The organism is Celeribacter sp. PS-C1, from assembly GCF_019429625.1.
Classification (GTDB): Bacteria; Pseudomonadota; Alphaproteobacteria; order Rhodobacterales; family Rhodobacteraceae; genus Celeribacter.
On sequence record NZ_JAHXRW010000005.1, the window covers coordinates 83,144 to 105,714 of the forward strand.

Annotated in this window: 23 protein-coding genes; 13 read left to right on the forward strand and 10 right to left on the reverse strand. The window is 60.4% G+C overall.

Annotation, left to right across the window (positions count from 1 at the left end; translation table 11 throughout):
* Positions 1 to 5: 5 nt before the first annotated feature.
* The 6 genes from J5Y17_RS09070 to rpiB all read left to right on the forward strand — a co-directional run bounded on the left by J5Y17_RS09070 (position 6) and on the right by rpiB (position 4,718).
* On the forward strand, positions 6 to 794 hold the full coding sequence (locus J5Y17_RS09070; RefSeq protein WP_370628914.1) for an SDR family oxidoreductase: 789 nt from the start codon (positions 6 to 8) through the stop codon (positions 792 to 794).
* A gap of 297 nt (positions 795 to 1,091) precedes the next feature.
* A complete protein-coding gene (gene uvrC, locus J5Y17_RS09075) occupies positions 1,092 to 2,981 on the forward strand; it encodes an excinuclease ABC subunit UvrC (protein ID WP_219784930.1) in 1,890 nt (629 codons plus the stop codon).
* Between the two features lie 18 nt (positions 2,982 to 2,999).
* Positions 3,000 to 3,566 (forward strand): CDP-diacylglycerol--glycerol-3-phosphate 3-phosphatidyltransferase, encoded by a 567-nt coding sequence (gene pgsA, locus J5Y17_RS09080; protein WP_219784931.1) that lies wholly within the window; start codon positions 3,000 to 3,002, stop codon positions 3,564 to 3,566.
* On the forward strand, positions 3,556 to 3,807 hold the full coding sequence (gene moaD / locus J5Y17_RS09085) for a molybdopterin converting factor subunit 1 (protein WP_219784932.1): 252 nt from the start codon (positions 3,556 to 3,558) through the stop codon (positions 3,805 to 3,807). The genes pgsA and moaD overlap by 11 nt, the downstream gene beginning before the upstream one ends.
* Position 3,808: 1 nt before the next feature.
* Positions 3,809 to 4,246, forward strand: a complete 438-nt coding sequence (locus J5Y17_RS09090; RefSeq protein WP_219784933.1) for a molybdenum cofactor biosynthesis protein MoaE — start codon at positions 3,809 to 3,811, stop codon at positions 4,244 to 4,246.
* A 28-nt stretch (positions 4,247 to 4,274) separates the two neighbouring features.
* On the forward strand, positions 4,275 to 4,718 hold the full coding sequence (gene rpiB / locus J5Y17_RS09095) for a ribose 5-phosphate isomerase B (RefSeq protein WP_219784934.1): 444 nt from the start codon (positions 4,275 to 4,277) through the stop codon (positions 4,716 to 4,718).
* Between the two features lie 30 nt (positions 4,719 to 4,748).
* Here rpiB and J5Y17_RS09100 read toward each other — a convergent pair whose 3' ends face one another.
* The 3 genes from J5Y17_RS09100 to ubiA form a co-directional block, all read right to left on the reverse strand.
* Positions 4,749 to 5,075 (reverse strand): hypothetical protein, encoded by a 327-nt coding sequence (locus J5Y17_RS09100; protein ID WP_219784935.1) that lies wholly within the window; start codon positions 5,073 to 5,075, stop codon positions 4,749 to 4,751.
* Positions 5,072 to 7,027, reverse strand: coding sequence for an OmpA family protein (locus J5Y17_RS09105; protein ID WP_219784936.1), 1,956 nt, complete (start codon positions 7,025 to 7,027; stop codon positions 5,072 to 5,074). The genes J5Y17_RS09100 and J5Y17_RS09105 overlap by 4 nt, the downstream gene beginning before the upstream one ends.
* A gap of 65 nt (positions 7,028 to 7,092) precedes the next feature.
* Entirely contained in the window at positions 7,093 to 8,058 is a 966-nt protein-coding gene (gene ubiA / locus J5Y17_RS09110; RefSeq protein WP_219784937.1) for a 4-hydroxybenzoate octaprenyltransferase, read from the reverse strand.
* Positions 8,059 to 8,069: 11 nt separating this feature from the next.
* Between ubiA and J5Y17_RS09115 the strand changes: the two genes are divergently transcribed.
* The 3 genes from J5Y17_RS09115 (at position 8,070) to J5Y17_RS09125 (ending at position 10,766) form a co-directional block, all read left to right on the forward strand.
* Entirely contained in the window at positions 8,070 to 8,792 is a 723-nt protein-coding gene (locus tag J5Y17_RS09115) for a 16S rRNA (uracil(1498)-N(3))-methyltransferase (RefSeq protein WP_219785123.1), read from the forward strand.
* Positions 8,792 to 9,298, forward strand: coding sequence for a hypothetical protein (locus tag J5Y17_RS09120; protein WP_219784938.1), 507 nt, complete (start codon positions 8,792 to 8,794; stop codon positions 9,296 to 9,298). The genes J5Y17_RS09115 and J5Y17_RS09120 overlap by 1 nt, the downstream gene beginning before the upstream one ends.
* Positions 9,299 to 9,395: 97 nt before the next feature.
* The gene (locus tag J5Y17_RS09125) at positions 9,396 to 10,766 is read left to right on the forward strand and encodes a glutamate--cysteine ligase (protein WP_219784939.1); all 1,371 of its coding nucleotides are present in this window, start codon (positions 9,396 to 9,398) and stop codon (positions 10,764 to 10,766) included.
* Between the two features lie 89 nt (positions 10,767 to 10,855).
* Here J5Y17_RS09125 and J5Y17_RS09130 read toward each other — a convergent pair whose 3' ends face one another.
* From J5Y17_RS09130 to J5Y17_RS09155, 6 genes are all read right to left on the reverse strand, one after another.
* Positions 10,856 to 11,236 (reverse strand): DUF805 domain-containing protein, encoded by a 381-nt coding sequence (locus tag J5Y17_RS09130; RefSeq protein WP_219784940.1) that lies wholly within the window; start codon positions 11,234 to 11,236, stop codon positions 10,856 to 10,858.
* Positions 11,237 to 11,308: 72 nt separating this feature from the next.
* Positions 11,309 to 11,902, reverse strand: coding sequence for a glycerol-3-phosphate 1-O-acyltransferase PlsY (plsY, locus tag J5Y17_RS09135; protein ID WP_219784941.1), 594 nt, complete (start codon positions 11,900 to 11,902; stop codon positions 11,309 to 11,311).
* Between the two features lie 48 nt (positions 11,903 to 11,950).
* Positions 11,951 to 13,216, reverse strand: coding sequence for a dihydroorotase (pyrC, locus tag J5Y17_RS09140; RefSeq protein ID WP_219784942.1), 1,266 nt, complete (start codon positions 13,214 to 13,216; stop codon positions 11,951 to 11,953).
* Positions 13,213 to 13,728 carry an aspartate carbamoyltransferase catalytic subunit gene (locus J5Y17_RS09145; RefSeq protein ID WP_219784943.1) on the reverse strand — a complete coding sequence of 172 codons (516 nt, stop codon included), beginning with the start codon at positions 13,726 to 13,728 and terminating at the stop codon, positions 13,213 to 13,215. The genes pyrC and J5Y17_RS09145 overlap by 4 nt, the downstream gene beginning before the upstream one ends.
* Positions 13,725 to 14,246: a hypothetical protein gene (locus J5Y17_RS09150; protein ID WP_219784944.1), complete on the reverse strand. Its 522-nt coding sequence runs from the start codon at positions 14,244 to 14,246 to the stop codon at positions 13,725 to 13,727. The genes J5Y17_RS09145 and J5Y17_RS09150 overlap by 4 nt, the downstream gene beginning before the upstream one ends.
* Positions 14,243 to 15,202 (reverse strand): aspartate carbamoyltransferase catalytic subunit, encoded by a 960-nt coding sequence (locus tag J5Y17_RS09155; protein ID WP_219784945.1) that lies wholly within the window; start codon positions 15,200 to 15,202, stop codon positions 14,243 to 14,245. The genes J5Y17_RS09150 and J5Y17_RS09155 overlap by 4 nt, the downstream gene beginning before the upstream one ends.
* 118 nt (positions 15,203 to 15,320) lie before the next feature.
* Between J5Y17_RS09155 and J5Y17_RS09160 the strand changes: the two genes are divergently transcribed.
* The 4 genes from J5Y17_RS09160 (at position 15,321) to J5Y17_RS09175 (ending at position 21,641) form a co-directional block, all read left to right on the forward strand.
* Complete coding sequence (locus tag J5Y17_RS09160) at positions 15,321 to 16,100, forward strand: uracil-DNA glycosylase family protein (RefSeq protein ID WP_219784946.1); 780 nt, start codon at positions 15,321 to 15,323, stop codon at positions 16,098 to 16,100.
* A gap of 25 nt (positions 16,101 to 16,125) precedes the next feature.
* Positions 16,126 to 16,668, forward strand: coding sequence for a molybdenum cofactor biosynthesis protein B (gene moaB / locus J5Y17_RS09165; protein WP_219784947.1), 543 nt, complete (start codon positions 16,126 to 16,128; stop codon positions 16,666 to 16,668).
* A 125-nt stretch (positions 16,669 to 16,793) separates the two neighbouring features.
* Complete coding sequence (locus J5Y17_RS09170; protein ID WP_219784948.1) at positions 16,794 to 18,254, forward strand: efflux RND transporter periplasmic adaptor subunit; 1,461 nt, start codon at positions 16,794 to 16,796, stop codon at positions 18,252 to 18,254.
* A gap of 3 nt (positions 18,255 to 18,257) precedes the next feature.
* Entirely contained in the window at positions 18,258 to 21,641 is a 3,384-nt protein-coding gene (locus J5Y17_RS09175) for an efflux RND transporter permease subunit (protein ID WP_219784949.1), read from the forward strand.
* Positions 21,642 to 21,672: 31 nt separating this feature from the next.
* Here J5Y17_RS09175 and J5Y17_RS09180 read toward each other — a convergent pair whose 3' ends face one another.
* On the reverse strand, positions 21,673 to 22,479 hold the full coding sequence (locus J5Y17_RS09180) for a protein-disulfide reductase DsbD domain-containing protein (protein WP_219784950.1): 807 nt from the start codon (positions 22,477 to 22,479) through the stop codon (positions 21,673 to 21,675).
* Between the last annotated feature and the right edge of the window lie 92 nt (positions 22,480 to 22,571).

Below are 22,571 nucleotides of genomic sequence, written 5' to 3' on the forward strand. Positions count from 1 at the left end.
AGAGGATTTTGAAGGACAAAAGAGCGCTTGTGACAGGGGCGGCGCATCGGCTTGGTCGGGCTATGGTTTTGGCCTTGGCGGAGGACGGGTTCGATGTCGCGGTGCATTGCAATCGTTCGACCGAGGCGGCGGGGGATCTCGTCTCTGAACTGCGCGCGATGGGGCGCAAGGCCTCCGTGCTGAAAGCCGATCTTTTGGACGAAGCACAGGTTGAGACACTTGTGCCGCGCGCGGTTGAGGCCTTGGGTGGGCCATTGACGCTATTGGTGAACAACGCCTCGATTTTCGAGCAAGACAGCCTGTCGGATGTGACCCGCACAAGCTGGGACCGGCATATGGAAAGCAATCTGCGCGCGCCTTTCGTGTTGCTACAGGCCTTCGCGTCGCAGGCGCTCGAACCGGTTGTCGACGCGCGAGGGCGCCCTTCGGCGCAGGCCCTTGTGATCAACATGATCGACCAGCGTGTGCGCAAACTGACGCCACAGTTCATGAGTTACACTTTGGCCAAATCCGCGCTCTGGACCCTGACCCAAACGGCGGCGCAGGCACTGGCCCCGAGGGTGCGGGTCAATGGCATCGGGCCGGGGCCGACACTCAAGGGGGCACGGCAGTCGGATGAGGAGTTTGCGGCGCAGCAAAATGCGACGCTTTTGCGGCGTGGGGCCGAGCCGGAAGACGTCTGTGAAGCACTGCGCTATCTGTTGGGTGCAAGCGCTGTGACCGGGCAATTGATCTGTCCTGATAGCGGGCAACACCTCGCTTGGGAAACGCCTGATGTGGATGTCGCAGAGTGACCCTACGGCAGGGTGCTGCGAAAAGTTTTGCACTGCGGGATCATTTGTTTCAATTCCGTTACTAAAATGTAAATCATTTCAATGATTTGCGCGTGCAGCAAAAAAATTTCATTTGAAATCAAAATCTTATAAAAGTGACTGTTTTTTGGGCAAACTCACGAAAGCGCATGGAAACAAGGGAAAATCATAGTTCGCCAAAACTTATAGGCAGGTTTATCCACAGGAATCGTGGATGAGTTTCCTCTTGCCCCCAGTGCGATAAGATTGCAGCCAGAGACGGGAATCAGAGACAGGCAGATGAGCGAAGAGACGACCCCAAAAGAAAGCGCTTTGGAGAGCAAGGACATCCCGCGCGGTCACAAGGTGATCGAGGCCTATGTCAAACAGCTCGACGGCTCGCCGGGCGTGTATCGCATGCTCGATTCCGAGCATAACGTGCTCTATGTCGGCAAGGCGAAGAACCTGAAAAAACGGGTCTCGAACTATGCCCGTCCGCATGGCCATTCGGCGCGGATCGCAAAGATGATTTCCGAGACCTCGCAAATGATGTTCCTGACCACGCGGACGGAAACAGAGGCGCTTCTCTTAGAGCAAAACCTGATCAAACAGCTCAAGCCGCGCTACAACGTGCTCCTGCGCGACGACAAGTCGTTTCCGAACATCCTCGTCACTCATGATCACGAATTTCCGCAGATCACCAAACACCGCGGCGCGCGCAAGCGCAAAGGGTCCTATTACGGTCCTTTCGCCTCCGCTTCTTCGGTCAATCGCACGCTCAATCAGCTGCAAAAGGTGTTTCTTTTGCGGAACTGTTCGGATGTGGATTTCGAGAGCCGCACGCGGCCCTGTTTGCAATATCAGATCAAACGCTGCACCGGGCCCTGCGTCGGAAAAATCTCGAAAGAGGATTACGCCGAACTGGTGAATGAGGCGGAGCGGTTTTTGCAAGGGCGGCACTCTGGGCTTCAGGAAAAGCTGGCCCACGACATGCAGGAGGCCTCCGACGCCATGGAGTTCGAAAAGGCGGCGGGGCTGCGCGACCGCATCCGGGCGCTGACCAATGTGCAGACCGCCCAAGGCATCAACCCGCGCACCGTGGGAGAGGGCGATGTGATCGGGCTCCATATGGAGGGCGGGCAGGCCTGTGTTCAGGTCTTCTTCATCCGCGCGCATCAGAACTGGGGCAACAAAGATTTCTACCCGAAGACCAACGGGGCGGAGGCCGAAGAGGTCTTGGCCGGCTTTATCGGTCAGTTCTACGAAAAACGCGATCCGCCGCGTCAGTTGATCCTGTCGCATGACATCGAAGAGCGTGATCTGATGGCTGAGGCGCTGTCGGAAAAGGCAGGCAAGAAGATCGAAATCCTCGTCCCTCAGCGTGGCGAAAAACAGGAGCTTGTCGCCTCGGCGCTGCGAAATGCGCGCGAAAGTCTGGGGCGCAAAATGTCCGAAGGTGCGACGCAGGAGAAACTGCTCGAAGGTCTCAAAGAGGCTTTCGACCTGCCGCGTATGCCTGCGCGGGTCGAGGTCTACGACAACTCCCACATTCAGGGCGCGCACGCGGTCGGCGCGATGATCGTCGCGGGGCCCGAAGGCTTCATGAAGAACCAATACCGCAAATACGACATTCGCGGTGACGACATCACGCCGGGCGATGACTTTGGCATGATGAAAGAGGTGCTGACGCGCCGATTCAAACGTCTTTTGAAAGATGACCCGGATCGCTCCAGAGGCCTCTGGCCCGATCTCTTGTTGATCGACGGGGGCGCGGGGCAGGTCTCGGCCGTGCATGAGATCATGGTCGAACAGGGCGTCACAGATGTGCCGATGATCGGCGTGGCCAAGGGCATCGACCGCGATCAGGGCAAGGAAGAATTCCACCGCATCGGCCACCGCGTCATGGCGCTTCGGCGCAACGATCCGGTGCTCTATTTCATCCAGCGCATGCGTGACGAAGCGCACCGTTTTGCCATCGGCACCCATCGGGCGAAGCGTTCGAAAGCCATGGGGCTCACGCGGCTCGACGAGGTGCCGGGTGTTGGCGCGACCCGCAAACGGGCGCTTTTGGCGCATTTCGGCTCGGCCAAGGCGGTGTCGGGCGCGAACCTTGCCGATCTCAAGGCGGTGGACGGAATTTCAGAGAAAGTTGCCCAGACCATCTACGACTTCTTCCATGAGAACGGGTGACGGGGTAAGGAGAGAGCCATGACATGGAACCTGCCCAATATCCTCACCGTCTTCCGGCTGCTTTGCGCGCCGGGGGTGGCGCTCGTTTTTCTGATCTTGCCGCGCCCAGTCGCCGATTGGGCTGCGCTGATCCTGTTTGCCTCTGCCTCGATCACCGATTTTCTCGACGGCTATCTGGCGCGCAAATGGGACCAGATGTCGAAATTCGGCGCCATGTTGGACCCGATTGCAGATAAGGCGATGGTGGTCACGGCCATCGCCGTTCTAACCATGTTGCATGGCGCGAATGCGCTGATCGTCATTCCTGCCGCTTTCATCTTGCTGCGCGAAACCTTTGTCTCCGGCCTGCGGGAATTCTTGGGCGACACTGCCGGGACTTTGAAGGTCACGAAACTCGCCAAATGGAAAACCACGGCGCAGATGGTCGCCATCGCGGTGCTTTTTGCTTATGGCGCGACGTCGATGGCGCTGCTCTTTACGCTGGGTTTGCTAATCTTCTGGATCGCCGGGATTTTGACCGTGATCACCGGCTGGGACTATCTGACCAAAGCCATGCCATATCTGAGAGATCACCATGAAGATTGAGGTGCTCTATTTCGCATGGGTGCGCGAGCGCATCGGGGAGCCGCGCGAGACGGTAGAGACCGAGGCAGCGACGGTGATGGATCTGATCAAAGAATTGCGTGCCCGTGAGCCGCGCTATGATCTGGCGTTTTCCGATCTTAAATCCCTGCGCGTGGCGCTGGATCAGGAATTGACCGAGTTCGACGCGTCCTTGGAAGGCGTGCGCGAGGTGGCGTTTTTTCCGCCCATGACAGGTGGCTAAGATGCAGATTTCCGTTCAGTCCGAAGATTTTGATCTCGCCCAAGTGCTAAAAGGCTTTGGCAAAGCGCCCAACACCGGCGCGACGGTCAGCTTCACGGGTCTGGTGCGCGACGACATGGGCACGCTGGAGCATATGGAAATCGAGCACTATCCCGGCATGTGCGAGGCGGCGATCACCAAAATCGCCGAGGAGGCCGCCACGCGGTGGTCACTCACAGATTGCCTTGTGATCCATCGCTATGGCCAACTCCGCCCCGGCGATCAGATCATGATGGTTGCCACTGCCGCCCGCCACCGGGTCGAGGCGTTTGAGGCGGCCGAATATCTGATGGATTACCTGAAATCCCGCGCGCCCTTTTGGAAAAAAGAAGTGACGCGCGACGGCGCCGATTGGGTCGCCGCGAAAGATGCCGATGAAGAGGCTTTGAACCGCTGGTGAGCCAGTAGATTTTGACCAAGACGAGAACATGACCATGACCAAACGTATCGCGCTTTCAAGCGACCACGCCGCCATCGAGCTGCGCCAAGCGATTGCCAAACATATCACCGAACTGGGCTATGAGGCCGTCGACATTGGCCCGACCACGCCGGAGAGCACGCATTACCCGAAACACGGCCAGGCGGCGGCGGAGCTTGTCGCCTCTGGCGACTGTGATCTGGGGATTATCCTGTGCGGCACCGGCCAAGGCATCATGATGGCCGCCAATAAGGTCAAAGGCATCCGTTGCGGTGTCTGTTCCGACAGCTTCTCCGCCCGCATGATTCGTCAGCACAACGATGCCAACATGCTGTCCATCGGCGCGCGTGTGGTGGGCGAGGGCCTCGCGCTCGACATCGTGGACGCCTATCTCTCTGCCGAGTTCGAAGGCGGTCGTCACGCCACGCGCGTGGACATGATCGAAGCGGAATAAGACACGCCCAAAAGAGAAAACGCGGGGGAATTACCCCGCGTTTTGCCGTTCAATAAAGGCGCGCAGCTCTTCGGCTTCTTGACGCGCCTCCCGCAGACCTTCCATCGCGGCCCGCAGCTCTGCGTCGGTTTGATTGGCTTGGTTGGTCAGCTCGGATTCGCGCTGCTGGTAATAGGAAATCGCCTGATCGCGCTGTTCCTCGGCCTCATGCAATTGCTGCGCCATATTGTCGAGATCGTTCATCTCGCCCTGACCCACCCGCACAAAGCGATGGATCAGCCAATGCGAAAACCAGCCCAGCAAAAAGGCGATAAAGAGCACGACCGCAGTCGCGATGATCAATTCGGTTCTGTTCATTCTTCGGTTTCCCCGTCGTCCTCAGGCGCGGCATCCGCACCCTCTGTCGTCGCAGCGTCTGCCTCAGGCGCCGCATTTTCCCCCTGCGGCTCCTCAGACGTTTCTTGTTGCGCCTCGTCTTGCGGTGTTGCCGTTTCAGGCTCTTCCGCGTTCAGCAATTTAAATTCGATCCGACGGTTCGCCTCGCGCCCCTCTTCGGTGTCATTGTCGGCGATCGGCTGGCTTTCGCCGTAGCCTTGAGCGGTAAAGCTCACGCCCGCCACACGGCGCATCAACAGGCCATCCAGAACTGAATTGGCGCGTTGGGTCGAGAGGTTAAGGTTCATCACCTCGCCACCTTGGCTGTCGCTGTGCGCACCGATTTCCATCTCGATATCTTCGCAATCTTCGAGCGCTGCGGCGATCTGGTCGAGAGTTTCATTGGCGGCGGCGTTCAACTCAATCGAGCCGGGGTCAAAGACGATCTTATTTGCAGCGATGCGCTGGTTGGCGCGGTCCACGCATTCTTGCGGGGTCGGCAGGTTGAGCACCGGATCAAGTTTGCGGACATAGGAGACGTCGATGGTGAATTGTTCGCCATCACCCAGCTTCGCGGACAAAAGGCTCGCGATCTCGGCGCGGGCGTTCTCGTTGCCCGTCTCGCCGCGCACGGTCACGAGGTCTTCGGTCATGGTCGCAGAGCCACGGTTCAGCTGGGCCAGCGCCTCGATGGAGGCCATGGCGCGCAGGGACCAGCCCTCGGGCAGGCTGTCGTCCACGCGCATTGCGGAATAGACCGATTGGCTGCCGAAGGCGGCTTTGGCCAAGGCTTCGGTTGCGGCTTGGCTCCGCTCGTCGGCGATGCGGCCGCGCAACTGGGTCTGGCCCTCGGGCGAGCGAATGACGATGAACTCCGGGCGGGTTTCTTCTTCGGTCTCGGTTTCCGTCTGCGGCAGGCTGCTGTGCAGGGTGAAGGTCGCGGGAAGATCGGCCTCCAGTTCGCCCACAACCCTGTCGAACAATGACGCTGAGGTGCCTTCGGCGGCGATCAGGCTGACGTCGCCGTCGGAATAGGTGATGCTGCCTTGGCCCAATTCCTGAAGCGCGCGCATGCCGGTTTCGACGGCCGAGGCCCATTGCGACGTCGGCGACCCGAGGCCGATGGTGCAGGTTGGGTTTTCGATGCCTGCGGCTTTCGCGGCGGCGAGAATTCGGGCATGACCCGACGGCGTTTCAGCGACACAGGCGTCAAAGCGGGGACCGGTCTCGTCGATGATGAAGCGCACGGTAAAGGGTGTAATCACGGGCCGGGGCGCCGCCACGTCGATCGCCACGGGAAGCGTGTCAGGTAGCGCGCGGATCAGGGCGCGCTCGAACGTGACCTTTTGGTCTTTACTGTCGGCCAGAGCCGTAAGCGTGATGCCGTCGGCTGCGATGGAGATTTTTGCACGCGGCAAAAGACCAATCGCGGTGCGGCCGAATTCCGTGGCATCGCCCCAGTTCTCAGGCACAGGATAATCCGCCTGTTCCAGTAGATCGGCGACGGAGCCGGTGCCGCTCGCGCGCTTTAGCGCCTCGATAAAACCTTCGCGATCCCAACCGCTGGGCACCAAGCCGATCAGGGAGATGCCGCTGTCGTTGCGCAACATTTCAATCGAGAAACGCGGCGCGGGGATGTCCTCTTGTTGCACAACGTTCATCACGTTGATCACACGGGACGGATCGACCACATGGCCCGCCGCACGTTGGGCGGCCAGTTGCGTCTGTTCGTCCGGTGCAGTGCCGGTGAGCACGATCTGCAACCCGTCGCCTTGCACATCCACCCAATCATAGCCGCGCATCACCAATTGGTTTTCCACGGCTTTGGTCGATGTGCCCTCGATCACGCGGGCCCCGATGGCGGCGCCTGCGAGGCTGAGGATGAGGCCCGCGATGAGGGCGGCGAAGACGGGTAGAAAATCTGAAATTCGCATCAGGGAACAAGACGCCTGTTTGTGACTTTGGCCTTTGTCTTAGGGGGTTCGGCGGATTGCTGCAATCAAAGGAAGATCGCGATGGCAAGAAACAGCGCAGCCAAAAGGCCCGTGTCGCGGTTCGCGCGGAACAGATAGAGGCAGCGATCCGGGTCCTCGGTGTCGAGCCGCGCCATCTGCCATGTCATGTGCAGACCCATCGCCCAAGGTGCGCCAAGCGCCACGACGAGCGCCAAAACCGAACGGTCGGCCAGCGCCTCGATGATGCCGGCGGCCATGAGCACCACAGTGATCACCAGAAAGCGTTTGAGCCAGCGCGGCGTCTCTTCGCCAAAGCGGCGCGCGGTGGATTTCACCCCGATGAGTGCATCGTCTTCCTTGTCCTGGTGCGCATAAATGGTGTCGTAAAAGATCGTCCAGGCAATGCCCGCGAGATAGAGAAACACGGGCGCGGTGGTGATTTCGCCTGCGACCGCAGCATAGGCCAACAGCGCGCCCCAGTTGAAGGCGATGCCCAAGAACACCTGCGGCCACCACGTGAATCTCTTTGCGAAAGGATAGATTGCGACGGGCAAGAGAGAGGCAATGCCGAGCATGATGGCGAGCTTGCCGAAGGTCAGAAGGATCACAAAAGCGATGAGGCTCTGCGCGATCATCCAAGTTGCGGCCTGTTTTACCGTGACCTGACCGGAGGGAATCGGACGGCTTTTGGTGCGCTCTACCTTGTCGTCGAAATCCCGGTCGGTGATGTCATTCCATGTGCAGCCCGCACCGCGCATGAGCCACGCGCCCAGAGCGCAGCCGACAATGATCCAGACCGTGCGCAGGCTCAGCGTGCCGACCTGAGCCGAGGCCAAAAGCGCCCCCCACCAGCATGGGATAAGCAACAACCACGTGCCCACGGGCCGATCCGCCCGCGACAGCCGCAGGTAGGGGCGTGTGGCAGGGGGCGCAATGCGGTCCACCCAATTGCCCTTCACCGCATCGGCCACTTGTCCGTTCATCTCTGGTGTTGGCTGCTCATCGGTCATATGTAATGTCCATGGTTGAAGCGAAAATCAGGCTCTATGTAGATCACCCGCTGGCTGTGGGGCAATCCATTCCTCTGGAACGGGATCAGGCGCATTATCTTTTTGGTGTGATGCGGCAAGGAGAGGGCGCATATGTCGCGCTCTTCAATTCCCGTGATGGCGAATTTCTGGCGGAAGTGACGCAGGCGGGTAAGCGTGGCGGTGAATTGACCTGTCGCGAGAAAACGCGCGAGTTGCAAATTCCGCCGGATCTTTGGCTTTTGTTTGCGCCGATCAAAAAGGCGCGCACCGATTTCATTGTCGAAAAAGCTGCCGAGATGGGGGCGAAACGCATCGTGCCCGTGGCGACGGATTTCACCAATTCCGAACGCATCCGGCAGGACCGGTTGCAGGCCCACGCCGTTGAGGCCGCCGAGCAATGCGGCGGGACTTACGTGCCGGAGGTGGCTGATCTGGTGAAACTTGATCGGCTCTTGTCCGATTGGGACGCGGAGCGACAGATTATGTTCTGTGACGAGACGCTTGTGGGTGCAGAGGAAGCGCTTGGCGATGTGAAAGGTGGTAAATGGGCCATCCTGATCGGGCCAGAGGGCGGGTTCTCGGAGGCCGAGCGCAAGCGCCTGCATACGCTGCCCTATGCCCATGCCGTCTCGCTTGGTCCCCGCATCTTGCGCGCGGACACGGCGGCGGTCGCGGCGCTGACCATCTGGCAGCAACAGCTCGGAGACTGGTGATGCGCCCCGAGGTGAAAGCCCTGCTCTGGCGCTGGCGCGAGGTTGTCGTTGCACTGGTGGTCGTGGCGCTCATGGGGCTTTGGGCCGCGTCCTCTTTCGGCGTCATGCGCTGGATCGCATTTGCGTTCACCGCGCTCTCCGTGATCTTCGGCATTGCGGCCATTCAGCGCGCCCGTTTCGACCGGGGAGGCGGCGGCTTTGGCGCTGTCGAAGTGGACGAAGGCGTCGTTTCATTCTTTTCACCCCTGACGGGCGGCCAAGTTGAGATTGAGGCGCTGACTGCCGTCACCTTGATCCCCACGGGCGAGGGCCATGCGCATTGGCAATTGGACGCCCCCGGGCAGCCGTCTCTGACCATCCCCGTCAACGCCCACGGGGCCGAGGCGCTCTTTGATGTCTTCGTCACGCTCGAGGGCCTTGAGACCGAAAAAATGCTGCGCCAGATCAAACAGACCCCGGATCACCCCGTCGTGATCTGGCGGAAACGCACAGCGGTTCTTCACTGAGCGCAAATCACAGAAGGCGCAGGCCGCATTGACTTCGCCGCCCGCATCGCACAACTGTACCCGAACGACTTTCAACTCTTTCGGAGCACCTTCCCCCATGTCTATTCCTCAATCCGGCGGCGGGCCGATCGAAAGCTATGACGATCTCGTGGGCTATTTTGCTGAGGGCTGTAAGCCCAAAGAACAGTGGAAAATCGGCACTGAGCACGAGAAATTCGGCTATTGCGAAGATGCTCTGAAACCGCTGCCCTACAAGGGCGAGCGTTCGATCAAAGCCATCCTCGAAGGCTTGCAGGACCGCTATGGCTGGAACCCGATTTTCGAGGGCGAGCACCTCATCGGGCTTGAGCTGAACGGGGCGAATATTTCTCTGGAGCCGGGTGGTCAGCTGGAATTGTCCGGCGCGCCGTTGGACAACATCCACCAGACCTGTGACGAGGTGAATGAACACCTCAAAGAAGTGCACACCATCGCCGACGAAGTGGGCGCGCGCTTCATCGGTCTCGGCATGGCGCCGACCTGGACCCATGACGAGATGCCCTTGATGCCCAAAGGCCGTTACAAGCTGATGGATTCCTACATGGAGACTGTGGGCGAGACCGGCAAAGACATGATGCGCCGCACCTGTACCGTGCAGGTGAACCTCGATTTCGCTTCCGAGGCCGACATGGTGCAGAAATTCCGCACCGCTCTGGCGTTGCAACCCGTCGCGACCGCTTTGTTCGCCAATTCGCCCTTCAAAGAGGGCAAGCTCAACGGTCACAAATCCTGGCGGTCGCGCATCTGGCGCCACCTCGACGCCTCGCGCACCGGCATGCTGCCGTTTGTGTTTGAGGACGGCATGAGCTTTGAGCGCTATGTCGAATATGCTCTCGATGTGCCGATGTATTTCGTCTACCGCGATGGCAAATATATCAACGCGCTGGGCCAGTCCTTCCGCGATTTTCTCAAAGGCGAACTGCCCGCGATGCCCGGCGAAAAGCCGACGATGTCGGATTGGGCGGATCACCTCACCACGTTGTTCCCCGAGGCGCGGATCAAGAAATACATGGAGATGCGCGGCGCCGATGGTGGCCCGTGGCGTCGTCTCTGTGCGCTTCCGGCCTTCTGGGTCGGCCTGATGTATGACCAGACCGCGCTCGATGCGACCTCCGATCTGATCAAAGGCTGGACGCCCGAGTTCCGCGAAGAGCTGCGCGTGGCGGCCTCCGTCGATGCGCTGAACGCCGAAGTCGGCGGTGTGAAAATGCTCGATCTCGCGCGCGAATGTGTGTCGATTGCCGAGGCCGGCCTCAAAGCCCGTGGTCGTGCGGGCGCGGGCGGCATGGTGCCCGACGAAACCCACTTCCTGAGTGCGCTCAAGGACAGCATCGAAACCGGCCAAGCGCCTGCGGACGAGTTGATCGCGCATTTCAACGGCGATTGGAACGGCGACGTCACACGCGTTTTCGGCGAATACAGCTACTGAGCGCTGCACCGCCCTTTTTGGCTTTGACGTAAGCCTTGCTCATTGTGCGTGCGATCCCTCAGGGATCGCACTTTCCAATTCTGGGTGCTTTATTCGGTGATCGGGTCCGGCCCAAACCGGTTTGCGCCCTCGGTGCCTTTGGTCAGGGCCCAGACCAACATGATCACCCAGCCGATGATCGGGATGAGGATCAGGAACGCCCACCAGCCGGAGCGGTTGATGTCGTGCAAGCGCCGCACCCAAACCGAGAGACCCGGCAGGAAGACGGCGAGCGAGAACAGGCCTGCCAACACGCCGACTGAGCTTGTGTCCGGGTCCGGCACGCCGAAAAAGATCGTGTCCGCGCCACCGAAAATGGCGTTGCCGATCAGCACGAACAGCGTCCACCACCAATACTCTGCGCGTCGCGCGCGCCCTTGAAAGGTGACATATTTCGAAAAACAGGTTTTGACGGCAGTTATGAAATTCATGATCTTTCCCCTAATAATTGAGGGGAAGTGTCCTCGACCCACGCGGCTTCCATCAAGGGGAAATTGGCGCATTTACCCCTTTTGACCGATTTTCGTCTCCGTGCCTGCCTTAAGGCGCGCAATGTTGTCACGGTGTTTGTAGAAAATCAGGCCGGTCAGGACGAGCACCAAGATTGCGCCGTGCAAGTGGTAGAAAAACGCTGCGTAGAGCGGCGCCAGAAGGGCGGCGATCAGGGCCGAGAGGCTTGAGTAGCGCGTGATCACCGCCACCAAAAGCCATGTGCCGCAGGCCAAAAGCCCGACCGGCCAAGACAGTGCCAACAGCGTGCCGAGGAAGGTTGCGACACCCTTGCCACCCTTGAAACGCAAAAATACCGGATAAAGATGCCCGAGCATTGCGAAAAGCCCGGCGATCCCGGCCAGTTGTTCGCCCAAGATGGCCCGAGCCAAGATCACAGCCAACGCGCCTTTGCCGCTGTCGCCCAAAAGCGTAAGGAAGGCCGCCAACTTGTTGCCGGTGCGCAAAACATTCGTCGCGCCGATGTTGCCCGACCCGATCTGGCGCAGATCGCCAAGTCCAAAAAGCCGTGCCATGACGATGCCAAATGGGATCGAGCCCAGAAGATAGGCCAGAAGCGCGGTGATGATCATCAAGAACAGCGTCATTGGCTTTTCCTTGGTTTAAATACTCAAAATCGGATGCTGCGGCGGGGGTCAGCCGTCGAAAACCCGCATCCCGTCGACCCAGGTGCCTTTGACAATGCCCTGCATCCGGGCGCCGTCAAAGGGGGTATTCTTGGATTTCGAACGGAGCTTGAAACGATCCAGCACAAAGGGCGCATCCGGGTCAAAGAGCACGAGATCCGCAGGCGCGCCCTCGGTCAAGCGACCGCTCGCAAGCCCAAGCCGTTTCGCAGGGTTCAACGCCATCGCGCGGAACAGTTCCGGCAGGGTCAATTGGCCAGCGTGGTAGAGGCGAAGCGCGGCGGGCAGCAACGTCTCAAGCCCCACGGCCCCGGAGGCGGCTTCTTCAAACGGCAGACGCTTGCTCTCTTCGTCCTGCGGTGTGTGCATCGAAGAGATCACGTCGATCAGACCGGAGGCCACGGCCTCGACCATCGCCAACCGGTCGTCTTCGGAGCGCAGCGGCGGTTTGACTTTGAAGAACGTCCTGTAGTCGCCCACGTCCAACTCGTTGAGCGTCAGGTGGTGGATCGACACACCCGCGGTGACGTCGAACCCGTTCTGCTTCGCCCGTTCTAGCGCCGGAAGCGCGCGGGCGGTGGTGATCTGGTCGAAGTGATAGCTGACGCCGGTCATCTCAATCAGCGTCAGATCGCGGTCGAGGCCCATGCGTTCCGCCATCGGCGACACGGCGGGCAGGCCACGAAGGGCTGCGAATTTTCCGGAGGTGGCGGCGGCACCTTTTGAAAGACCCGGCTCCTGCGGGTGGCCGATCACCAGCGCGCCACAGGATTTCGCGTAGGTCAGCGCGCGCTGCAACACTTTGGTGTTCTCGATGACATGATCGCAATCGGTAAAGGCCACGGCGCCCGCATCCCGCATAAACCCGATCTCGACCATCTCGCGGCCCTCGCGGCCTTTGGTGAGAGCGGAGAGGTGTTTGACTTTGATGATGGCGTCAGAGGCGGCGCGGCGCTGGACGAACTCCAACACTTCGGGCGTGTCAATTGCGCTCAGCGTATCGGGACGGGTGACGATTGTCGTGACCCCGCCCGCGGCGGCGGCGCGACCGGCGGAGGCAAAGCTTTCCTTGTGGCGTTCGCCGGGTTCGGAGACTTTGACGCCCAGATCGACGATCCCGGGCGCGAGACATTTGCCGCCGCAGTCCACAGTTTCGCCCATCGGCGGCGTACCTGCTCCGCTCTCCGCGATGACATCGCCCTCGACGCGCAGCCACCCCAAAGTGTCGGTCTGGGTTTCCGGGTCGATCAGGCGGGCATTGGTGAAAATGGTCATACAGAGCCTTTCTGAATATCGCGGATCAGCCCGTAGACGGTGCGGGCATCGGGGATGAGGGCAAACGCGGGCGCGCTGTCGAATTGTTCGCCGACAATCGGTTCTGCGCGGGTGTTGAAACTGATGGTGCCGGGCTCTTGGCCGTCAAATTCCACGCCCACAGAGGGGCGCAGATCGAGGGCCAAAAGGGTCTTGCCGGAGAACGGCATGTCGCTGGCGAAGAACGCGCGCCGGGAGCTGAGCGAATACCATGTGCGCCGTGCAATGAAGGGGCCGAGAAGCAAGGGGGCGAAGGCGACGGAGAGGCCGGTGATGAATTGGAAAAGGCCAAAGACCCAGAACCCGCCCGCGAGGAAAGCGTTCACCATCCAGAACAGGGCAAATCCCGCAAAGACCACGCCGAAAAACGCAAACGGCAGACCGGGGCCGCGCCATTGGATCTTTTGATCCGGCTGCCCTTGCCACAACACCCGTTCATTGGGGTGGAGAATGTCCGCCCAGCCTTCGGTCATCCGCCGATCCAGACGAAGATGGCGACGAAGATCGCAAGGAAGATGAGAACAAAGGTCGCGACCATGCCGGAGATGCGGGCCGAGGATTTAGGCGACTTGCCTTGGGGCAATTGGCCTTTGGCGCTGTCGCTCTCAATCCCGACGATGGGCGGCAGGTCGATGGGCATGCCATAGCGCCCGATGAGTTGAAACGGGGCCTCAGGGGAGAACCCGGTGTCTTCGGGTGCAATGCCGTCAGAGAAGATGAGCACCACACCACTGGAGAGAGCATCGAGTTTTTCAGCGTCGGCGCCGACGTCGAAACCGTTTGCTTCCGAGAGATAGCGAGACAGCCCGTAGGTCTCCAAGGTGTCAACGTCGAACCACTCGACGGATTCTTCGATGGGAGGGGTGGAGAGGCCCAAGGCTTCCGCAAAGGCCTGTGGCGCAACCTTGTCCAAAGTGTCTGCATGGCCGTCATAGTCAAAGACCCAAACAAGCCGCGCGCCGGAGTGAGGGATGTTGTAGGCGCCGTTCATACCATCACCCCATTCGCTTCTTCGCGCGATGCCTTCAGGTTGCGCGCGAGCAAATCCATTGCCGCCATCCGCACGGCGACGCCCATTTCGACCTGTTCTTGGATCACTGAGCGGTTGATGTCGTCTGCGATGGTGCCATCGATCTCGACACCGCGGTTCATGGGGCCGGGATGCATGACGATGGCATCGGGCTTGGCATGCGCCAGTTTGTCTGCATCCAACCCGTAGCGATAGAAATATTCCCGCTCGGAGGGGATGAAGCCGCCATCCATACGTTCTTTTTGCAGGCGGAGCATCATTACCACATCGACGTCTTTCAGGCCCTCGGCCATGTCGTCGTAAATCTCGCAGCCAAATTCGCGGAACTGCTGCGGCACCAAAGTGGGTGGCCCGACGAGGCGCACGCGGTTCTCCATTTTGCCCAAGAGCATGAGGTTCGAGCGCGCCACGCGAGAGTGCGCAATATCACCGCAAATCGCGATGTTGAGGCGGTGCAGCCGGCCTTTCGCGCGGCGGATCGTCAACGCATCGAGCAAAGCCTGCGTCGGGTGTTCATGCTTGCCGTCGCCTGCGTTCAGCACCGCGCAGTTAACCTTTTGCGCTAAAAGATCGACCGCGCCTGAATGCGGGTGGCGCACGACCAAAAGGTCGGGATGCATCGCGTTCAAGGTCAGCGCCGTATCAATCAGCGTTTCGCCCTTTTTGATCGAGCTGGCCTGCATCGCCATGTTCATCACATCGGCGCCCAAGCGCTTGCCCGCAAGTTCGAAAGACGACTGCGTACGCGTCGAGTTCTCGAAGAACATGTTGATCTGGGTGAGGCCTTTGAGGGCATCGGAATGTTTGTCGGCCTGACGGTTCAGGTCGACATAGCGTTCCGCCACATCAAGCACAGTGGTGATCTCATCGGGATGAAGCGGCTCGATCCCCAGAAGGTGTTTTTGCCGGAATGCCATGAGATATCCCCCTATGTGCTTTCCCCCGCTTATAGAAAAGCACGCGCTGGCGGGCAATGCGCCATTCTCGACTTTTACGCGATTTACCTCCTCGTCCGGGCCTTGTAGCTTGGCCGCCATGGAGACTCAGATCGACTATTGGGAGGCGCACGCTCTTTTGGAGTGGCAGATCGAACTTGGCGCGGCCGAGGCGATCTCCGAGACGCCTGTCAATCGCTACGAAATCCCGGAGAAAGCTCCCAAACCTGCGGCTGCGGCCCCGGGCGCCCCGCAGCCCTTCGTGCCGGAGAAAAAGGAAGATGCGTCTGAGATCGCGTTGAAACTGGCGCAATCGGCAGGCAGCCTGGAGGCGCTGCGCGAGGCGATTGAGGCGTTTGAACTTTGCGATCTCAAACATGGTGCGCGCAATCTGGTGTTCTCTGACGGCAATCCCAAAGCCCGCGTGATGATTGTCGGCGAGGCGCCGGGGCGGGACGAGGACATCGAGGGCAAGCCCTTTGTGGGGCGCGAGGGCCAGCTCTTGGACAAGATGTTCGCGGCCATTGGTCTGGACCGGACCTCGCCCGACGCGGAGCACGCGCTTTACATCACCAACCCGATCCCGTGGCGTCCTCCGGAAAACCGCGATCCTTCTCCCGCTGAGATCGCGATGCTGAAACCGTTTTTGATCCGCCATATCGAGCTCGCCGATCCGGATGTGATCGTGCTCATGGGCAACTGGGCCTGCACCGCGCTTCTGGGCCGTGCCGGGATCACGCGACTTCGGGGCAAGTGGCAAAAAGTGCTGGGCAAGCCTGCCATGCCGATGATGCATCCGACCTATCTTTTGCGCACGCCCTTGGCGAAACGCGAGGCTTGGGCCGATCTCCTGGACATTCAGGCCAAGCTGAAATCATAGGGCACTGCCCTTTATCGGAGGCATCATGAGCCATATCGACGACACTCTCGAATTCATCCCCGTGCGCATCGCAGTTCTGACCGTCTCGGATTCGCGCACGTTTGAGGATGACAAATCGGGCGATACGCTGGTCAAGATGATCGAAAAGGCCGGGCATGTGGTGGCGGATCGCAAGATTGTCACCGATGATCGTCCGCTCATTCGTGACACGCTTCAGGCGTGGATCGACGACAAGGGCGTCGATGTTGTGATCTCGACCGGTGGCACGGGGCTTACGGGGCGCGATGTGACTGTTGAGGCGCATCGCGATGTCTATGAAAAGGAAATCGACGCTTTCGGCACCGTCTTTACGATCGTCTCGATGCAAAAGATCGGCACCTCCGCTGTGCAATCGCGTGCCACGGGCGGCGTGGCGGGGGGGACTTATCTGTTCGCGCTGCCCGGTTCGACCGGTGCCTGCAAGGATGCGTGGAACGAGATACTGAAATTCCAACTCGATTACCGCCACAAGCCCTGCAATTTCGTCCAGATTTTCCCCCGGCTCGAAGAGCACAAACGTCGCAAGTGACAAACAATTCCGTGAGTTGACAAAAAACCGCGCCGGAAATCGGCGCGTGCATCGTATGCTTCTCAACCATGAGCGAGGTGTTGACGCCTCCAAGTAATTGTCGCCAGCACAAAAGGCCCGCCTCTATGCGATTTCTCCGCCGTTCCCTGATTGGGTTGTTCCTTACCTGCGCCACGCTCGCCCTTTTGGTGGGCGCTGGATATCGGGTCTACTCCGCCTATCAGGCCCGTCTGGCCGCCGAGAGCATGCCTCCGCAGGCGCGTGAGCGTCAATTCGCGGTCAATGTCACGGAGGTTGTGCCGCAGACATTGACTCCGATGCTGACCAGCTACGGTCAGATCGCCGCGCGCCAAAGCCTTGAACTGCGCGCGCCAGATGCCGGGCGGATTGTCGAACTGTCCGAGGCCTTTGAAGAGGGCGGGGCGGTCAAGGCGGGCGAAGTGATCCTGAAAATCGACACCGAAGACGCCGATGCCGCGCTGCGGGTGGCGCGGGCCGATCTGTTGGAGGCCGAGGCCGATCTGCGTGACGCCGAACGTGCACGAACGATTGCCGCCGACGATCTGGAGGCCGCCCGCGCGCAGCTCGATCTGCGCAAGGCCGCGCTTGATCGTCAGCAAAGCCTGTTCGACCGGGGCGTTGGCAGCGCCAGCTCCGTCGAGGAGGCCGCATTGTCCCATGCCGCCGCCGGTCAGTCCGTTTTGTCGAAACGTCAGGCGCTGGCCGATGCGGAGGCCGCCGTCGACAGTGCGAAAACCTCCGTGCTGCGGGCCGAGATCGACCGCGACAACATGCAACGCACGCTCGACGACATGACGGTCACGGCCGCTTTCGACGGGGTGCTGAGTGATGTGTCCGGCGCGCTGGGCACGCTTTTGAGCACCAACGAGCAATTTGCCACGCTGATCAATCCCGACGAGTTGGAGGTGGCGTTTCGCATTTCCACCGAACAATACGCCCGGCTGGTCACCGACCGCGCGCGCTTGCCACAGATGGATGTCACTGTGACGCTGGATGTGGCGGGGCTGGATCTTAAAGCCCAAGGCCGCGTCTTGCGCGAAAGTGCCGCCGTCGCGACGGGGCAAAGTGGGCGGACGCTTTATGCGCGGCTTGACGATGTGCTGGGCTTTCGGCCCGGTGATTTCGTGACCGTGGAGCTGGAAGAACCTGTGCTTGAACGCGTGGCCTTGGTGCCCGCATCGGCTGTGGGCGGCAACAACGCAGTGCTCGCGGTGACCGAACAAAGCCGTCTCGAAGAGGTGCCCGTCTCCGTGCTGCGCCGTCAGGGTGACGATGTGATCATCGGCACCGAGGGCTTGGTCGGACGTCAGGTCGTCGCCGAGCGCTCTCCCTTGTTGGGCGCGGGCATTCGGGTGCGCGTGAACGGTGGGCAGGGTGTGGCTCAGGGAGCCGCTGGCGCTGATATGATCGCGCTATCTGAGGACCGCCGCGCCGCACTTTTGGCCTTTGTCGCCAGCAATGACGACATGCCCGAAGAGATGCGTGTCCGTGTTCAGGAACAGCTTGCCGCAGACCAAGTGCCCGCCGATCTGGTCGAGCGTCTCGAACAGCGGATGGGGAGCTAAGCCATGTCTGTGCAGGAAGCGGGGTTGGGGAAGGCAAAAGGCATTCTCTCCTATTTCACGCGCCACCGGACGGCGGCGAACCTTGTGCTGGTGCTTTTGATCTGTGCCGGTCTGGCCGCGATCCCGCAGATGCGGTCGCAGTTTTTCCCGGATGTCGTGGTCGACAGCGTGCGCGTCTCTGTCGCTTGGGACGGTGCTGGGCCGGAGGATGTCGACAATGGCATCGTGCAGGTGCTCGAGCCCACGCTTTTGGCCGTCGAAGGCGTGTTGGAATCGAGCGCCACCTCGATTGAAGGGCGGGGCAATATCACGCTGGACTTCGAGCCGGGCTGGGATATGCAGCGCGCCGCCGACGATGTGAATGCGGCCATCGATACGGTGACCGAACTTCCCGATGGCGCCGATGAGGCCCAAGTGAGCTGGGGCGGTTGGACGGATCGCGTGACCGATGTGGCGATCACCGGCCCTGTGGGGCTGGATCAGCTGGCGCGGTTCTCTGATGAATTGGTGGCGCGGCTCTTTGCGCAGGGCGTGACGCGGACGACGATCTCCGGCGTCGCAGCCTCTGAAACCATCGTGCGCGTGCCGACGCTGAGCCTGATCGAACATGACGTCTCGATGGAAGAGATCGCCAATGCCATTGCTTCGGCCGCCGACACAAGCCCGGCGGGCAATGTCGGCAACGGCGGCGCGCGAGTGCGCACGGGCGTTGAGAAACGCGGGGCAGCAGATATTGCCAGTATCGTATTGCGCAGCAATGACGACGGCTCGCAACTGACCATCGGAGATGTGGCCACCATCGAAGTCAACGGCGTGGATCGCAACGAGGCGTTTTTCGTGGGCGACAATCCGGCGGTGTCGGTGCAGGTCGCGCGCTCCGACATGGGTGACGCGATTGGCATTCAGAGCATCGTCGAAGAGGTCGCCGCCGAGATGGAACTGACCTTGCCCGAAGGGGTGACGCTCGATCTTTACCGCACGCGGGCGGAGTCCATTCAAGGTCGGCTCGATCTGTTGCTGTCGAATGGTGCGATGGGTCTCGGGCTGGTTCTGATCCTGCTGTTTCTGTTCCTCAATGCACGCACGGCGATTTGGGTGGCGGCGGGGATTCCGGTCGCGATGCTCTCAGCCATTGCGATGATGTACGCCGCGGGTCTGACGATCAACATGATCTCGCTTTTCGCGCTGATCATTACCCTTGGCATCGTCGTGGATGACGCCATCGTGGTGGGGGAACATGCGGATTTCCGGGTGCGGCGTTTGGGCGAAGGTCCCGTCGAGGCCGCCGAGAATGCCGCGAAACGGATGTTTGCGCCGGTGTTTTCCTCGACCGTGACCACCGTGATTGCTTTCTTTGGCCTGACCGCCATTTCGGGGCGTTTCGGGGATATGATCTCCGACATTCCCTTTACCGTCATCGTGGTGCTGATCGCCTCACTGATCGAATGTTTCATCATTCTACCCAATCACCTGAGCCACTCCCTGACTGCGCAATCGCGGTCGCATTGGTACGACTGGCCGTCGCGTCAGGTGGACAAAGGCTTTCGGGTATTCCGCGAACGCGTGTTCCGTCCGCTGGTCACATGGTCCGTCAAGCTGCGCTATCCGGTGGTGGCGGGGGCTGTGTTGCTCTTGGCCTTCCAAATCTCCTTGCTGATCTCAGGCCAGGTGCAATGGCGGTTCTTCAACTCGCCCGAACAGCCCGTGATTACCGGCAACTTCGCCATGGCGCCCGCCGGTCTCAGGAGCGATTCCATCGCCATGGCGCAGGAGTTGCAGCGCGCGGCCGAGGCCGTGGGCCAGCGCTACGAAGACGAATATGGAACCAATCCTCTGGTCTATGTCATCACTCAGATCGGCTCGAATGCCGGGCGTGGCCTGTCGGGAACCAATGGCAAAGAGGATTACCAACTGGGCGGCATCACGGTCGAATTGATCGACGCCGACCTGCGCCCCTATTCCTCCGCCGCCTTTGTCAGCGATCTGCAAGAGGAAGTGGTGAACCATCCTATGGCGGAAACCGTGTCCTTCCGGCGCGGGCGGTTTGGCCCCGGCGGCGATGCGATTGACGTCGATCTCTATGGCGCCGATTCCGAAACGCTGAAGGCCGCCGCAGAAGAGCTTAAATCCCGCCTGTCGCAATTCCCCGAAGTCTCGGCGCTTGAAGACAATCTGTCTTACGACAAGGAAGAGCTAATCCTTGAACTGACGCCACAGGGTGAGGCGTTGGGCTTTACCATCGACGCGTTGGGCTCGGTTCTGGCGCATCGTCTGGGCGGTATCGAGGCGGCGACCTATCCCGAAGGCGTGCGCACCGCGAGCATTCAGGTCGAAGTGCCCGAAGACGAGCTGACCGCCGATTTCCTGAACCGCACCCAGATGCGCGCGGCCTCGGGTGCCTATGTGCCGCTCTCCGATATTGTGACCGTCGAGCGCAAGACCGGCTTTTCCACCGTGCGGCGCGAAAACGGGCTTCGGATTCTCACCGTCTCCGGCGATATGGACGAAGGCAATGCGGCGCGTTCGGCGGAACTTCAGGACGAAATTCGCAATGAAATTCTGCCCGATCTCGACGCGCAATTCGGCATCACGCACCGGATTTCCGGCCTCGCGGAGCAGGAGAACCGCTTTATCTCTGATGCTTTCCTTGGGCTGTCCGGCGTGCTTATTGGGATTTATCTGACGCTGGCGTGGATTTTCTCAAGCTGGACGCGGCCCGTCGTGGTGATGTCCGTAATCCCCTTTGGTCTCATCGGCGCGATCCATGGCCATGCGATCTGGGGCGTGCCTTTGTCGATGTTCTCCATTGTGGGGCTCATTGGGATGACCGGGATCATCATCAACGATTCCATCGTCTTGGTTTCGACCGTCGATGAATATGGCCGTGACCGAGGGCTAATTCCCTCGGTGATCGACGCCGCCGTCGACCGTTTGCGTCCGGTGATGCTGACCACGATGACTACGGTTTTGGGTCTGGCGCCGCTGCTCTATGAAAGCTCGGCAGATGCGCAATTCCTCAAGCCGACGGTGATCACGCTGGCTTATGGTTTGGGCTTCGGCATGGTGATCGTTCTAACGCTGGTGCCGGCGATCCTTGCGATGCAGCTTGATGTGGCGCGTCAGGTGGCGGCGCTCCGACGCGGTTTGTTCAATCCAAAGCGCACCGGCACGGTGGGCAAGGTGCTGATCGGGGCTGTCGCTTTTGCCGTTCTGTGGTTCGTGATGACCATCGGGCCGGTTGTGCTTCCCGGCGTGCTGCCGATGCTCTTTGGCTCCGGCAGTTTCATGTCCGCTTTGGGGCTGTTTTTGATCGGACTGATCGCCGCCTTTGCCTCGATCTACATGTTCGTGGCGGGCATGCGGGTGCGGAACGGGCAGAAAATCTGACCTGTCTCGTGTCTTTCATATTGTCTGGAGCTTAGCTTCCGGTGCAGCCCTGCGCCTCATAGGCGCGCCCGCCGCCAATGACGGAAATGGTCAGCGCGGAGCGGTCGATGAAGAACGGCTGGGCGTCTGTGGGCACGAGATCGCTTTGCACCTCAAGCGTGCTGCCTTTGCGCTGCATCTGGGCCTCGGACACCCAGACGGAGCGGTCCGGATGTTCGATCACGGCCACCACATCGGAGGGCAGAGACGGAAGATTCAAATGGGCCGTCAGTCGCATCCCGTCACTCAAAGGCGCGGCATCGCATTTGGCATTGGCCACGCGTGTCGGGCGATCCGCGAGTGCGGCCTTGATCTGATGGGTCATGCCACCCTTGCCCTCGGGCGTCAGGGTGGCGTTCAGCTGCGCCTGCATCGGCATGCAGATGTCGTTGCAGACACCGAGGTCCATCGTGCCCTTCAGACGAATGTCTCCATTGGCTTCGGGCACCAACTCGATCGGCAGGATCAATTCGTGCTCGTAGCCGAGATACCACATGCCATTGTCGGAGAAGAGTTCAGGTACCGGCCAGTGCAGTTCCATGTGGGACAGGTTGTCGGACCCCGCGAGATTGAAACTCGGGGGAATGCCACTTTCGCCGGGGCTACGCCAATAGGTGTGCCAACCGGGAGCAAGTTGGATGCGGATCGCGGCCATGCGGTGCCCGTTTTCCATCTGCCACCCCGGCAGGATGTCGATCCGCGCCATATCGGACGCCTCCTGCGCGGCGGCAGGGCCCGCCAAGGGGGCGGACAGAGCAAGGCAAAGAGCGGTGGCAAGGGGTGCAACTGGAGTTTTCATGCTTCCGATATAAGGACGGAGCACATCGTTACAAACTCACATTTGGACGATCTGACCGTGAAGAGGGGCATTCTGTTGCTCAAATGTCCTTC